Source organism: Streptomyces rectiverticillatus (assembly GCF_013394065.1).
In the GTDB taxonomy this organism is placed as follows: domain Bacteria; phylum Actinomycetota; class Actinomycetes; order Streptomycetales; family Streptomycetaceae; genus Streptomyces; species Streptomyces rectiverticillatus.
Window position 1 is genome coordinate 536,546 of sequence record NZ_CP040752.1, and the last position, 14,122, is coordinate 550,667.

12 protein-coding genes and 1 pseudogene are annotated in these 14,122 nt (G+C 72.9%); 3 read left to right on the forward strand and 10 right to left on the reverse strand.

The features are described 5' to 3' along the window. Positions 1 to 1,152, reverse strand: coding sequence for an MFS transporter (locus FGW37_RS02145; RefSeq protein WP_246430709.1), 1,152 nt, complete (start codon positions 1,150 to 1,152; stop codon positions 1 to 3). Between the two features lie 174 nt (positions 1,153 to 1,326). Between FGW37_RS02145 and FGW37_RS33090 the strand changes: the two are divergent. After that, positions 1,327 to 1,416 (forward strand): annotated as a pseudogene (locus FGW37_RS33090) (MerR family transcriptional regulator); the annotation flags it as partial. Between the two features lie 242 nt (positions 1,417 to 1,658). After that, positions 1,659 to 2,102: an RICIN domain-containing protein gene (locus tag FGW37_RS02150; protein ID WP_179079481.1), complete on the forward strand. Its 444-nt coding sequence runs from the start codon at positions 1,659 to 1,661 to the stop codon at positions 2,100 to 2,102. 62 nt (positions 2,103 to 2,164) lie between these two features. Here the strand turns inward: FGW37_RS02150 and FGW37_RS02155 are convergent, their stop codons facing one another. Both FGW37_RS02155 and FGW37_RS02160 read right to left on the reverse strand, forming a co-directional pair. After that, on the reverse strand, positions 2,165 to 3,184 hold the full coding sequence (locus tag FGW37_RS02155) for a questin oxidase family protein (protein ID WP_179079482.1): 1,020 nt from the start codon (positions 3,182 to 3,184) through the stop codon (positions 2,165 to 2,167). Positions 3,185 to 3,301: 117 nt separating this feature from the next. Further along, on the reverse strand, positions 3,302 to 4,375 hold the full coding sequence (locus tag FGW37_RS02160; protein ID WP_179079483.1) for a CaiB/BaiF CoA transferase family protein: 1,074 nt from the start codon (positions 4,373 to 4,375) through the stop codon (positions 3,302 to 3,304). A gap of 138 nt (positions 4,376 to 4,513) precedes the next feature. Between FGW37_RS02160 and FGW37_RS02165 the strand changes: the two genes are divergently transcribed. Further along, the gene (locus FGW37_RS02165; RefSeq protein ID WP_179079484.1) at positions 4,514 to 4,930 is read left to right on the forward strand and encodes an organic hydroperoxide resistance protein; all 417 of its coding nucleotides are present in this window, start codon (positions 4,514 to 4,516) and stop codon (positions 4,928 to 4,930) included. A gap of 82 nt (positions 4,931 to 5,012) precedes the next feature. On the opposite strand, the gene hemL is transcribed toward FGW37_RS02165, so the two are convergent. From hemL to FGW37_RS02200, 7 genes are all read right to left on the reverse strand, one after another. Next, a complete protein-coding gene (gene hemL / locus FGW37_RS02170; protein WP_179079485.1) occupies positions 5,013 to 6,350 on the reverse strand; it encodes a glutamate-1-semialdehyde 2,1-aminomutase in 1,338 nt (445 codons plus the stop codon). Positions 6,351 to 6,485: 135 nt separating this feature from the next. Further along, complete coding sequence (locus tag FGW37_RS02175; RefSeq protein WP_179079486.1) at positions 6,486 to 8,567, reverse strand: acetate--CoA ligase family protein; 2,082 nt, start codon at positions 8,565 to 8,567, stop codon at positions 6,486 to 6,488. Next, on the reverse strand, positions 8,564 to 9,970 hold the full coding sequence (gene hemA, locus FGW37_RS02180) for a glutamyl-tRNA reductase (RefSeq protein ID WP_246430218.1): 1,407 nt from the start codon (positions 9,968 to 9,970) through the stop codon (positions 8,564 to 8,566). The genes FGW37_RS02175 and hemA overlap by 4 nt, the downstream gene beginning before the upstream one ends. Before the next feature lie 114 nt (positions 9,971 to 10,084). Beyond that, positions 10,085 to 11,107 carry a porphobilinogen synthase gene (gene hemB / locus FGW37_RS02185; protein WP_179079487.1) on the reverse strand — a complete coding sequence of 341 codons (1,023 nt, stop codon included), beginning with the start codon at positions 11,105 to 11,107 and terminating at the stop codon, positions 10,085 to 10,087. A 9-nt stretch (positions 11,108 to 11,116) separates the two neighbouring features. Further along, entirely contained in the window at positions 11,117 to 11,926 is an 810-nt protein-coding gene (locus FGW37_RS02190; RefSeq protein ID WP_179079488.1) for an aspartate/glutamate racemase family protein, read from the reverse strand. A 114-nt stretch (positions 11,927 to 12,040) separates the two neighbouring features. Continuing rightward, on the reverse strand, positions 12,041 to 13,249 hold the full coding sequence (locus tag FGW37_RS02195) for an FAD-dependent oxidoreductase (RefSeq protein ID WP_179079489.1): 1,209 nt from the start codon (positions 13,247 to 13,249) through the stop codon (positions 12,041 to 12,043). Continuing rightward, positions 13,246 to 13,998 (reverse strand): maleate cis-trans isomerase family protein, encoded by a 753-nt coding sequence (locus FGW37_RS02200; protein ID WP_179079490.1) that lies wholly within the window; start codon positions 13,996 to 13,998, stop codon positions 13,246 to 13,248. Before FGW37_RS02200 ends, FGW37_RS02195 begins: the two co-directional genes overlap by 4 nt. Between the last annotated feature and the right edge of the window lie 124 nt (positions 13,999 to 14,122).

The window sequence follows — 14,122 nt, forward strand, 5'->3', positions numbered from 1 at the left end:
TCACGAGTGCGCGCTCGCGCGTTCGGCGGGGAAGCCGTGCGCCCGGGCGGCGAGCACGACGACCAGGACCGGCACCAGCAGCACCAGCACGCTCCAGGGGAAGGAGCCGGTGCCCCACAGCCCGAGGAGGACGCCGCCGGCGACTCCGCCGCCGGCCATGGCCACGTTCCACAGGGTGACGAGCATGGCCTGCGCCGCGTCGGCCTGCTCGCCGCCCGCGTCGCCCACGGCGGTCTGCAGGAGCGTCGGAGCGCCTCCCCAGCCCAGGCCCCACAGCGCGGCCGCCACGTAAACCAGCGCGGGGCTGTCGGACAGCACGGCCAGGATGGCCGCCGCGGCGGCGACCAGCAGCGTGCTCAGGACCGTCAGCGAGCGCAGCCGGCGGTGGATTTGGGCACCGACGATCCAGATGCTGAGCAGGGAGGCGACACCGAAGACCAGCAGCACCAGGTCCGTCGAGCCGCCCATGCCGAGCCGGTCGAGGAAGGTGGCGATGTAGGTGTAGAGAATGGTGTGGGCCAGCACGAAGACGGTCACGACGAAGAGGACCGGTACCACGCCGGGCACCTTCAGGGCCCGCAGGATCGGCTCGCGCTCACCGCGCTTCCGCCCCGGGTAATCGGGCACCATCGCCACGATCCACGCGATGACGACGAGGGTGATCCCCGTCATGACCAGGAACGCCACCTGCCAGCTCAGTGCCTTGCCCAGGAACGTGCCGGCGGGCACGCCCAGTGAGAGGGCGACCGGGATGCCGGTCATCACGATCGCGATCGCCTTGCCCTGCAGGGGGACCGGCGCCATGCGGCGCGCGTAACCGGCCAGCAGCGCCCAGGCCAGGCCCGCCGCCACACCGGCCACGAACCGGGCCACCATGGTCAGGGGGTAGTTCGCCGAGACCGCCGTGACCGTGTTGGCTACGGCGAAGGCGCCCATCGCCGTCAGCAGCAGGCCCTTGCGCCGCCACCCGGCGGTGGCCGCGGTCAGCGGGATCGCCGTGAGTGCCGTGCCGATCGCGTAGATCGTGACCGTCTGGCCGGCGGCGGACTCGCTCACCCCCAGGTCACCACTCATCGCGGGCAGCACGCCCGCGGGCAGCGTCTCCGTCAGGCTCGTGATGAACACGGCCGTGGCCAGCGCCAGCAGCGCCATGAGCGGGAGCTTCTCCTCCTTCCTCGCCTGCTTCTCCTGCTTCTCCTGCTTCTCCTGAACGACACCGACTACGGGATCAACGGACGGCTCCGTTTTGCTCATTGACATGACGTGAATCCTGAAACCCTCACACATATGTGAAGGTCAAGCCGACGAGGATGTGAGGCCCGTCACGTGCGGACCGGAGAGCCGTCGGACCATACCGGCACGCCTCGCCGGCTACTGCGCTACTACGAGGAGCAGCAACTCATCACCTCGAACCGCACACAGATCAGAGCGCTCCTCAACGCGATCCGCAACTGCTGCGCACCACCTGGGTGCCAAATCCGCCTTTGGTCGCGGCCATATGAAATATTCGGCGATGTCCGAGAAATTCCCCGGACTTCTCCCGAACGCCGCCGCGCCCACTGCGGCCGACCGGCCTCGCGTGGCAATACGATCTTGATCGTTGTAGGGTCGGCGGCGGCTACAAGCAGTTTCGATTCACCATCAACAGGGGGAATTTCATGGGGAAGCACCTGATAGGCAAGCTCGCGGCGGCAGCGGTCATCGCGCCCGCCCTGCTCCTCGCCGGCTCGGGCGACGCCTTCGCCGACGGCAGCGTCACCTGGAAGAACAAGGGCACGAACAAGTGCCTGTCCCACATCGCCGGCATCGCCGCAGTGGGCGACTGCGGTTCCGGGTACGCGAGCTGGTGGGAGACCAAGAAGAGCGACGGCACCTTCGTCCTGCACGCCGGCGGCTACAACGGCGATTGCCTTGAGCACTACAAGGGCGAACTCCGCACCGTTTCGTGCACCGGCAGCAATAACCAGAAGTGGTACGAGACGAAGTTCTCCAACGGCTGGCGGCTCACCAACAAGGCCACCGGAAAGACCCTGGGAACGAACAGCAGCAACGGCATTTACGCGGGAATCGATGCCGGTGGCAAGCTCCAGCGCTGGGGATAAACCCCGAGGTATTGAGAGGCGCTGAGCGGTACGTCTTCCCTGTCTCATTCGGCAGTCCGGTGTCAGGGGAGCGGGGTGCTCAGTTCGACGGCGCGCAGTGCGGCGGCGAGCGCTTGTTCGTCGCCGACGTCCAGCGCGGTGTCGGTGAGTTTGATGACGTGCTCGTCGCCGTGCGCCAGGGCGCGTTCGAGGACTTCCCCCGCGGCGATACGCCCGGGAGACACGGCGGCGACGGGCTGCTCCGGGGCGTACATCGCCGTCACCGCGGCCGACGCCTGCCATGCCGTGTGCAGGCTCGGCACCCACAGGGTGCGCGGCAGGGCGCGGAGGCTGCGCAGTACGGCGTTGGGGGCGGTGGCCGCGTGGACCAGCATGGTCGCCTCGCCGTGGCCGTGGGTGGCGTAGCGGTGGGTCGTGGCGCGCACCAGCTCGGTGAGCCGCTGCCGGGCCTCGTCGGGACCGGTCACGTCACCGGACCAGACCGGCAGGCGGCCGACCAGGGCCAGCCGGGCCGGGAACCCTCCCTCACGGACTCCGATCGGGGGCACGGCCTCCAGGGCCTCGTCCGCGTCCGCGGCGCCGGGAAGCCATGTGACGCCGGAGAGGGGGTGGTGCCGGGCGGCCCAGTAGCCCAGGGCGTGCGCCAGCTCGGTCAGCCGGGGCTCGCTCTCCTCGTGGTCGAGGAGGGCGCGTACGGCGTGGCCGGTCCGGATGACGGGATGGGTGGATCCTCCGAACATCCCGGGCAGGAGACGCGGCCACCACGTCGCGAGGAGGCTCCTCCAGTCCTGTGCGGAGAGAGCGCGGGTGAAGTACGCGATCCAGTCGGCGACCCGGCGCGGATCCCCCAGCGCGGTGGCCCAGTCGGCGTCGGTGACGGGGGCCACGGGCCGGGGGAAGTCCTCGAGGCGCTCCTCGTAGCGGTCGAGCCAGCGGTGCACCGCGGCCTGCCGCCCGCGCGCCACGAGGGCCTCGGCCACCATCGGGGCGTGGTTGGTGAGCCGCCCGAGCCGCTCCGGGCCCGAGGCGTGCAGGCGTTCCAGCGCTTCGTCGAGCACACCGCTCGTGTCGATGGTGTTCATGCCGGACACGCTATGCAGGACCGACGGACTCCGCATCGGGCCCGGGAACGGGAATCCGTACGGCCGGAGGAGGAGGCAAAGGTCCCTGTCTTCTCCGGCCGCCGGTGGGGCAGGGGCTCACCCCGTCGGTGCCTGCCAGGCGTCCAAGACCTCCGTGGTGTGCTCGCCCGGCGCGGGGGCCGGGGCCGGGGTGCCTGCCGGGGTGCGGCTGAAGCGCGGGGACGGGGCGGGCTGGTGGCTGCCGGCCACCTCGACGAAGGTGCCCCGTTCGTGCAGGGCCGGGTGCCCGGGGGCCTCGGCGGCGTCCAGGACGGGCACGACGCAGGCCTCGTGCTCGTCGAAGACCTTGGTCCAGTGGTGGCGGGGGTGTTCCGCGAAGGCCTCGGCGAGGCGGGCGCGCAGGGCCGGCCAGGTGGATTCGTCGGCGCGGTCGGGCAGGGAGGCGGGGTCGAGGGCCAGGCACTCCAGGAGCGTGTCGTAAAAGCGCGGCTCGATGGCGCCGACCGCGACGGACAGGCCGTCCTGGCAGACGTAGGTGGTGTAGAAGGGTGCGTCGGTCACCGTGGTCATACCGGGCAGGTCCCGCCACTGACGGACCATCACGTCCAGCATCGCCGCGCCGTCGACCATCGCCGCGTCCACGACCTGGCCCCGGCCGGAGCGGCCGCGCACGTGGAGGGCGGCCAGGATGCCGAGGGCCTGGAACATGCCGCCGCCCGCGAACGTGGAGAGATACGTGGAGGGCGGGGCGGGGGGCGCGTCGGCGGGGCGGTCGCCGTCCAGGAGGCCGGCCATGGCCAGGAAGCTGAGGTCGTGGCCCGGGCGCATGGCCCAGGGCCCGCTCCTGCCCCATCCGGAGAGGCGGGCGTAGATCAGGCGCGGGTTGCTCGCGGTCAGGGCGTCGGGGCCCAGGCCGAGGCGCTCGCACATGCCGGGGCGCAGCCCTTCCAGGAAGACGTCCGCCCGGTCGATCAGGGAGCGGACGGTACGCAGGTCGTCCTCGTTCTTGAGGTCGGCGGCGAGCGAACGGCGGCCGCGGCCGAGGGGGTCGGCGGCGTGGTGACGGCCGCCGGGTGCGGGGCGGTCGATGCGGACGACGTCCGCGCCGAGGTCGGCCAGGAGGGTGGCGGCGTAGGCGGTGGGGGCTCCGGCGGCGAGTTCCACGACGCGCAGGGTGTTCAGGGGGCCCATCGGAGGGTTCCTCATTTCCTTCTCTGATCCTTCTCTGATCAATTCGGTTCGGGGTTCCGTATGGCCTGCGGGGCAGGCGTTTTCTAGGTTCCGGGTGTTTCCTTTCCTGCTCTCCGATCGTGAATGGAGTGTTTTCTCATGGGAGTTGTCTACACAGCCGATGTGGTGTCGGCGGGGGACGGCCGCAACGGGCGCGTGCGCTCGTCGGACGGTGTCCTGGAGCTGGGGCTGGCCGCGCCCAAGGAGGTCGGCGGCCCGGGCGGTTCCACCAACCCCGAGCAGTTGTTCGCGGCCGGTTATGCGGCGTGCTTCCACAGCGCCCTGCGGCTGTCGGCCCGCGAGGCCAAGGTGGCCCTGGCCGGGGACACGGTCTCCGCGCAGGTCCACCTGGAGCGGGACGAGAGCGGATACTCGATCAGCGCCGACCTCGTCGTCGGTCTGCCGGGGGTCCCGGAGGAGGTCGCGCGCTCCCTGGTGGAGCAGGCCCACGGGCGCTGCCCGTACTCCAAGGCGGTGCGTGACAGCATCCGGGTCGGCATCTCGCTGACGTCCTGAACGCCGGCGTCCTGAACGCCTTTGAGCTCGCGCCGCTGCCGGGTCCGGGAACGTCACCGGGCCCGGCAGCGGCGCGTACGGCTCAGGCCGCTTCCGCCGCCGCGGCCGCCTTGGCGGCCGCGGGAAGGGCCGACAGCACCCGGTCCACGGCACGGTCGTCGTGGGAGGCGGAGACGAACCACGCCTCGAACGGCGAGGGCGGCAGGTAGACGCCCTGGCGCAGCATCGCGTGGAAGAAGGCGCGGTAGCGGTGCGCCTCGGTGGCCCTGACCGCGTCGTAGTCGGTGACGGGCGCGGAGGCGAAGAAGACCGAGAACATGGTGCCGGAGTACTGCAGTTGGTGGTCGACGCCCTCGGCGGCCAGGGCGGAGGAGACGTGGCTGCCGATCGTGGCGGCGACGGTCTCCAAGCGGTCGTAGACGTCGTCGGTGCAGTGCCGCAGCGTGGCGAGTCCGGCGGCGGTGGCGACCGGGTTCCCGGCCAGGGTGCCGGCCTGGTAGACGGGTCCGGCCGGGGCGAGGTGCTCCATGACGTCGGCCCGGCCGCCGAAGGCCGCGGCCGGGAAGCCGCCGCCCATGACCTTGCCGTACGTGAACAGGTCGGCCGCGACGCCGTCCCGCCCGTACCAGCCGTCCCGGGCCGCGCGGAAGCCGGTCATGACCTCGTCGGAGATGTAGAGGGCGCCGTGGCGCCGGCAGAGGTCCGCAAGGCCCTGGTTGAAGCCGGGCAGGGGCGGGACGGCGCCCATGTTGCCGGGGGCCGCCTCGGTGATGACGCAGGCGATGTCGCCGCCCTGTTCGGCGAAGGCCTTCTCGACGGCGGCGAGGTCGTTGTAGGGCAGGACGATGGTGTCGCCGGCCTGGGCCCCGGTCACGCCGGGCGTGTCGGGCAGGGCGAAGGTGGCGAGGCCCGAACCCGCGGCGGCCAGGAGAGCGTCGACGTGGCCGTGGTAGCAGCCGGCGAACTTCACGATCTTCGTCCGGCCCGTGAAGCCGCGGGCCAGGCGGATCGCGGACATCGTCGCCTCGGTGCCGGACGTCACCAGACGCACGCGCTCCACGGGGGCGACGCGGGAGGTGATCTCCTCGGCGAGGGCGATCTCGCCCTCGGTGGCGGTGCCGAAGGACGTGCCCTTCGCGAGGGCCGCCCGGACGGCGTCCATGACGGCGGGGTGGCGGTGGCCGAGGATCATCGGCCCCCACGAGCAGATCAGGTCGACGTACTGGTTGCCGTCGGTGTCGGTGAGGTACGGCCCCTGGGCGGAGGCCATGAACACCGGGGTGCCGCCGACCGAACCGAAGGCGCGGACGGGCGAGTTGACGCCGCCGGGGATGACCTGTCCCGCGCGGGCGAAGAGCGTGTCGGACATGGCGGTGGTACCGGTGATACCGGTGGGTGCGGGGTGGGCAGGGGCGGTCATGGAACGGGCCTTTCGCGACGGGAGAGGAACGGGAGAGGACAGGAGAGGGGCCGGGGGCCGGGGGGGGACGGGAGGGGGGTGGAGCCGGCGTACGGGGCCGCCGGCTCCACCGGGGTGGTACGGGTGCGGTCGGCGTCAGCCGGTGGTGCCGGTGGTGCCGGCGGTGCCGGCGGTGCCGGCGGTCAGCGTGTACGCGGCGTCGAGGACCACCGCTCCCCCGCCGTCCTTCATGACGCGCACCGGGTTGAGGTCGAGCTCGAAGCCCTCGGGCCAGTCCTGGACCGTCAGGGCGATCCGCTCCAGGAGGCGGGCGAGGGCGGCGGTGTCGGCCGGGGCCGTGCCGCGCGCACCGTTCAGGAGCGCCGCACCGCGCAGTTCGGCGATCATCGCTTCGGCGTCGCCGGGGGCCAGCGGCAGCAGCCGGTGGCTGACGTCGTCGAGGACCTCGGTGAAGATGCCGCCCAGTCCGACGGTCAGGACGGTGCCCAGCGTGCTGGTGCGGGCGCCGACGAGGACCTCCACGCCGTCGGAGGCGAGCTCCTCGACGAGGACGCCGCCGCCGAGAGCGGCGAGCTTGTCGTACGCCGCGGGCGCGTCGTCCTCGGTGATGCCGACGAGGACGCCGCCTGCCTCGGACTTGTGCAGCAGCCCGGGAACGACGGCCTTGGCGACGGCGCTGCCGCCCAGCTCGGCGACCAGGCGTGCGGCGTCCTCGGCGCCGGTGGCGAGGCGGCCCCGGGGAACGGTCGCTCCGGCGGCCGCCAGAAGGGCCTTGAGCTGCGGCTCGGTGGCGTCCGGCGCGGGGGCCGGCACACCCGGGCCGGCGGGGGCGGCCGCCGTGAGGCGGGGACGGCTGACCTGCCAGAGCGCCGATGCGGCGCGCAGGGCGCGGGCGGGGGTGGGGTAGTCGGGCAGGCCGGCGTCGCGGAGCTGGGCGGGCGCGTCGGGGGCGAGGAAGTCGGCTCCGGTGCGGGCGACCAGGATGGGCTTGCCGCCCTTGCGGGCCGCCTTGGACAGGGCGGTGACGGCCTTCTCCACGTCGGGGCCGGCCATCACGCAGAAGCAGGCGATGATGATGTCGACGGACGGGTCGGCGATCAGGACGTCGAGGGACTTGTCGAAGAGCGACGGGTCGCTCAGGACGGTCGCGGTGATGTCGACGGGGTTGTCGACCGCGCCGAAGGGCGGCACGATCTCGGCGAGGGCGGCGGTGCTCTCGGCGCTGAGGCCGCTCAGTTCGAGGCCGGCGTCCTCGACGGCGTCGGCGGCCAGGATGCCCGAGCCGCCCGATGTGGTGACGACCGCCACCTTGGGTCCCTTGGGGCGCAGGGGGAATTCGAAGGCCTGGGCGACGTCGAGGAGTTCGTCGATGTCGTCGACGCGCGCGATGCCGAACTGGCGCAGGGCTGCGTCCAGGACGCGGTCGTCGGTGGCGAGGGCGCCGGTGTGGGAGGCGGCGGCCCGCCCGCCGGCCTCGGTGCGGCCCGACTTCAGCAGGGCCACGGGCTTTCCGGACTCGGCGAGCAGGCGCAGCGTGGCGGTGTCGGGGATGTCCTCCAGGTAGCCGAGGAGGCCGGTGCAGCCGGGTTCGGCGGACAGTTCGCGCAGCACTTCGAGGGCGGTGACGTCGGCGTCGTTGCCGGTGCTGACGACCCATCCGGGGCGCAGGCCGCGCTGCAGGGCGAGGCTGGCGGCGCCGAAGCCGAGGGCGCCGCTCTGGCTGACGAAGGCGAGGGTGCCCGGCTCGAAGGGGACGCTCTCGGCGCCGAAGAGGGGGCTGAAGGTGGCCAGGACACGGTTGTTGAAGCTGACGGCGCCGATGCAGTTGGGGCCGATCAGGCGCAGTCCGCCGGCGCGGGCGCGGGCCACCAGGTCGTCCTGGAGGGCGGCGCCCTCGTCACCGGTCTCGGCGAAGCCGGAGGAGGCGATGATGGCGAGGGGGACGCCGGCGGTGATGCAGTCGTCGACGGCGCCGGGGACGCGGTCGGCCGCCACCATGATCAGGGCGAGGTCGACGGGTCCCGGGGCCTCGGTGAGGCTGCGGTAGGCGGGGACGCCCAGGACCTCGCCGCCGCGGGGGTTGACGGGCAGGATGCGGCCCTCGTAGCCGTGGCGCAGGAGGAAGTCCATGGGCTTCCGGCCGAGGGCGCCGGGGCGTTCGGTCGCACCGATGACGGCGATGGATCCGGCGTTCCACAGGGCTGATATGGCGCTCATGCCATGACCTCCTGAGCAGTGGCGGCGGTGAGGGGGGCGGCCGTGGCGGCGGCATGGCCGGGGGCCTGGTCGGGTGCGTGGTCGGGTGCGTGGTCGGGTGCGAAGAGTTCGCGCAGGGCGTCCACGTAGACGTCGCCGTCGGGGGCGCCTGCGAGGCGGCGGGCGCGGACGGTGGGCTGGTGGAGCATCTTGTCCACGATGCGGCGGACGCTGTGGGCGACTTCCTGCCGGGCGGCGCTGTCCATGGCGTCCAGGCGGCGGCTGAGCCGGTCGAGTTCGGTGGCGGTGGCCTCGGCGGCGCTGGTGCGCAGGGCGGCGAGGATCGGGGTGGCGCGGGCGGCGCGCCGGGCCGCCTTGAAGTCGGCGACCTCGGTGTCGACGATGCGGTGGGCGCCTTCGACGCTGGCGACGGAGAGCTCGTCGTCGCCGCCTTCCGCGGCGATGCGCTGGAGGTCGACCAGGACGGTGCCCTCGACGGACGCGACCTCGGACTCGATGTTGCGGGGCAGGGAGAGGTCGAGCAGGTACAGCTCGCGGCCCGCGCGGCGGGCCATGGCGTCGGCGACGTGCCCGCGGGTGACCAGCGGGGTGGTGGAGGCGGTGCAGCTGACCACGACGTCGACCTCCTCCAGGAGGCGGGGGATGTCCTCCAGGGGGTATCCGGCGCCGCCGGCGGTCTCGGCCAGGCGCTGCGCCTTGTCGGGGGTGCGGTTGGCCATGTGGACGGTCTGCAGCCCGGAGCGGCGCAGTGCGGCGAGGACGACGCCGCCGAAGGAGCCGGCGCCGATGACGAGGGCCGTCCTGCCGTCGAGGGAGCCGACGAGGCGTTCGAAGAAGGCCAGCCCGGCGGTGGCCAGGGAGCGGCCGGCCTCGTTGAGGCCGGTCTCGTTGCGGGCCCGCTTGCCGGCGCGCAGGGCCGCCTGGACCGCCTGGTTGAGGGTCTTGCTGGCGGTGCCGGTGCGCTGGGAGCGGTCGAGGGCCTCCTTGACCTGGCCGAGGATCTGGTCCTCGCCCAGGACGACGGAGTCGAGGCCGGCGGCGACCTGGAAGAGGTGGCGCAGCGCGTCGTCGGCGGCGCGGACGTAGGCGTAGGGGGCGATCTCGTCGGCGCCGACGCCGGTGTGGCCGGCGATCAGGCGGGAGACGGCGGGCGCAGGGTCGATGCCGGGGGCGGCCTCCAGGTAGACCTCCATCCGGTTGCAGGTCGACAGGACGAGGGAGGCGCCGAGGCCCTCGGTGGCGGCCATGTCGGCGGAGAGGTCCTCCAGGGGGCGGCGGGTCTCGTAGAGGCGTTCGAGGAGGTCGAGGGGGGCGGTGGCGTGGCTGATGCCCACGGCCATCAGCCGGCTGTCATCGGGTGTGTGTCGTTCCACGGTGTGTTGTTCCACGGTCTGTCGTTCCACGGTCTGTGCACCTTGGTGTGTGACGGGCGGGAGCGGGGTGCCTGCCGGCCGGGCGGAGGGGGGCCGTCCCGGCCGGCAGGGGAGGGAGGTTCGCCGCGCGGGGCGGAAGGGCGGTCAGCGGCCCAGGCGCGGGGCGAACTCGGTGGCCCAGTACGTGATGATCTGGGAGGCTCCGGCGCGGTGGATGGCGGTGAGGCTCTCGACGACGGTGCCGTCGCGGTCGATCCAGCCGCGCTCGGCGGCCGCCTCGATCATGGAGTACTCGCCGGAGACCTGATAGGCGGAGACGGGGACGTCGACGCGGTCGGCGATGAGGCGGACGATGTCGAGGTAGGCCAGGGCGGGCTTGACCATGACCATGTCGGCGCCCTCGGCGAGGTCGAGGTCGACCTCGCGCAGGGACTCGCGGATGTTGCCGGGGTACTGCTGGTAGGTGCGCCGGTTGCCCTGCAGGGAGGATTCGACGGCGTCGCGGAAGGGCCCGTAGAAGTGCGAGGCGTACTTCGCGGAGTAGCCGAGGATGGCGACGTTGTGGTGGCCGGCCTGGTCGAGGGCGGCGCGGATGTGGCGGACCTGGCCGTCCATCATGCCGCTGGGGGCGACGATGTGGGCGCCGGCGTCGGCCTGGACGACGGCGGCCTGCGCGTAGAGCAGGACGCTGGCGTCGTTGTCGACGTCGCCGTCGGCGCCGAGGACGCCGGTGTGCCCGTGGGTGGTGTACTCGTCGAGGTTGATGTCGCCGATGACGACGGTGGCGTCGCCGACCTCGGCGGTCACGTCGCGCAGCCCGGTCTGGAGGATGCCGTCGGGGTCGACGGCTCCGCTGCCCTGCTCGTCCTTGTCCGTCGGGATGCCGAAGAGCATGATGCCGCCGACGCCCGCGGCGACCGCCTCGGCCGCGGCCTTGCGCAGGCTGTCGCGGGTGTGCTGGTAGACGCCGGGCATGGAGGGGATGGGGCGGGGCTCGGTGATGCCCTCGCGCAGGAAGAGGGGCTGGATGAGGTTGTTGGCGTTGACCTGGGTCTCGGCGGTCAGGCGGCGCAGCTGGGGGGTCCGGCGCAGGCGCCGGGGGCGGTGCAGGGGGGCCGCGGCGGGGGTGCTGACGGGGGCGGGGCCGAGGGTGGAGTGGGTGTTCATGGTGGTCTTTCACGCTCCCTGGAGGATCGAGCCGAGGAATACCTTTTCGAGGTGGTGTGCGATGTCGGAGGGCGGGCGGTGGAACCAGTAGCCGGCGGTGGAGCGGGCGAAGATGCCCAGCCGGCCGAGCTCGGTGGTCAGTTCGGCGAGCTTGACGGCCAGGCCCGCGGGGTCGACGACGGGCATGCCGGCGAGCTCGCGGACGCCGAGGTGCCAGAGGATCTCGTTGGGGATGCCCTCGGCGGGGATGATCACCTCGGCGCCCGCGGCGCGGGCGCGTTCGGCGGCTTCGGTGTAGACGGTGAGGAAGGGGTCGCAGTCGCCGTCGAGGGCCCGGTGGACGCCGTCCCAGCCGCCGGGGACGACTTCGTAGGCGGCCAGGTGGGTGTCCAGGCCGTAGCGGGTGATGTTGGCGCGGATGGGTTCTTCGAGGGGCGGCATGAAGCCCAGGAGCCCGAAGCGCTGGCCGGTCATGGCGGAGAGGAAGAAGGCGCTCTCGCCGTAGCCGAGGGTGGGGATGCCGGCGAGGTGGCGGGCGTCGCGCAGGCCCGGGTCCTGGCCCGCGGCGGTGATCCAGGCGTCGTAGCCGGCGCGTTCGGCGCGCACGGCGGCGTGGGCGAAGTGCTGGGAGAACAGCACCTGGGCGGCGTGGTGGCCGACCAGGCCGAAGGGGGTGTTGTCGGGGTAGGTGTCGGCGGGCAGGGTGTGGATGTCGATGACCGTGCCTGGGGCGGCGATGGCGTCGAGGTGCTCGCGGTACCACTGGTCGAGAAGGGGGATACGGCCTTCCACGGTGTGCTTGTGAAACCAGATGCGCATGGGGTTCCTTAGGCAGATGACGGTCGGATGACGGCCTGTCAGAGACGACGGACCGTCAGGTGACGGCGGCCTGTCAGAGCTTGTGGTCCGTGCCCGGGCGGGCGGGCCGGAGGTTCAGGCCGCCGCCGTGCGCCGGGGACGGGGAGCGCAGTCCAGGAGGGACGCCTTGACGAGGTAGTCGGTGCGGGCGCCTGCGTCGGCGGTCATGCGGCCGATGTCGTCGAGGGCGGCGCGCAGGGCCGTGGCGTCGTCGATGCCGGCGGTACGCGCTTCGCTGCGCGGGATGACGGCTTCCTGCACGGCCGCGCGGCGGGCGGCGGCCACGGTGGTCAGGGAGCGGTCCGCGGCCTCGCCGCGGTACAGGCGGATCAGGGCGCGGCCGTAGGCGACGGCGTCGTGCAGTCCGCAGTTCATGTTCATGCCGCCGGCGGTGGAGGTCAGGTGGGCGGCGTCACCGGCGAACAGGATCCGCCCGGCCCGGAACTGCGGCAGGACGAAGGCGGCCAGGCGGTACGTGTGGGCGTCGCGGATCCGGATGCGGGCGTCGACGCCGGGCAGGCTGCGGGCGACCAGGGCCCGGACGGCCGCCGGGGCGGTGACGTGCTCGCGCGGGGTGGTGGCGGGGATGCGGTGGATCAGGCGCCAGTGGTCGGGCATGCCCAGCACGCTGAAGGACTGGCGCGCGTCGCGGACGTAGGTCAGTGGTGACAGCCCGGGCACGAGGTCGTCGAGCGGGGTGTCGGTGACGATGCGCAGGGCGTAGGAGGGGTAGGGGCGGGCCCGGGAGTCCAGCTGCAGCAGGTCGCGGACGGTGCTGCGGGCGCCGTCGGCGGCGATGACGTGGCGGGCGGTGAGCGGGGCGCGGGCGCCGTCGGGGCCGCGGGTCCACACGCGCAGGCCGTCGGGGCCCTGCCGGAGGTCGAAGACGGTGTGCCCGAAGGCGATGTCGGCGTGGGGGTGGCGGGCGAGGGCGTCGAGGAGGAGCGGTGTCAGCCGGGCCTGTTCGGCGTGGACCCGGTAGGGGTGTGCGGTGCGGCCTTCGAGGGGCGCGTAGGACAGGCGGTGCAGGAGGTTCCGGTCGAGGTCGCGCCACTGGATCTCGGTGACGTCACGGCCGGCGGCGCGCAGGGGGGCGGCGACGCCGAGTTCGCCGAGGAGGTCGAGGGTGGAGGGGTGGAACGTCGAGGCCCTGGAGGCCGTCGAGAGGTGCTCGGCCGCTTCGAGGACGGTGACCGGGACTCCGCCGTGGGCCAGGACCAGGGCGGCGGTCAGCCCCACGGGGCCGGCGCCGACGACGACGACCCGGTTGCGGCTCAGGCTCATGCCCGGCTTCCGGCGCGGTCGGCGAGGCGCTGCAGCGGCCCGGGAAGTGCGCCGTCCGGGCCGGCGGGCGTGGCATCGGTGTGCTTGAGGGCCCACCGGGCGGCGCAGATGTTGGAGGTGAGCAGCGTGCGGTCGTTGCCGTCGCCGATGCGGCGGAGGGCTTCGAAGGTGAACATGCCGGTGCCGGTGAACAGGAGCGTGGCGTCCGGGGCGAGGTCTGCGGCGCCGACCTGGCGTACGAGGTCGTCGGTGGTGACGTCGTACGGGGAGAACCGCTCGCCCGCCCGGACGGGAACGACCCGGGTGATGTTCAGGCCCGCCTTCTGCCAGTACTGGTGGGAGAGTTCGGTCAGCCACGGCTCGTACGGGGAGACGAGCACGATGTCGGTCAGGCCGAGGTCGGTGCACGTGTCGAGGGTGGTAAGGGTGGAGGAGGCCACGGGGTAACCGGCCGTCTGCGCGATCCGGTCGCACAGCTCGCGGTCGCCCTCGGGGTCGAGGAGGTAGTGCGAGCCGCTGCACGCCACCACGACGGCGTCCAGGGCCAGTCCGCCGAACCCGGCGATGACGTCCGGCAGTTTCTCGTTGTAGATGTCCAGGCGCCCGCGCAGGCTGTGTCCGGGCAGGACGGGGAAGCGGGAGGTGTGCAGGTTCATGGCCGGGGCGGTGAGCCGGGCGATCTCCGGCTCGGCGGCGGCGTTCCCGGAGGGGACGACGACGCCGAGGCGGGCTGTGCTGTGCATGGTCATGGCAGGAAGCCCCCTTGTTCTCGCGTGAATGGCGGCGGCAGCGGCCGCGGGAAGTCCTCGGTCGCCGCGGGCCGGGTGTTCCGCGTGCCCTGCGGCGTAAGTGGACGGTATGACGGGGGCGTTG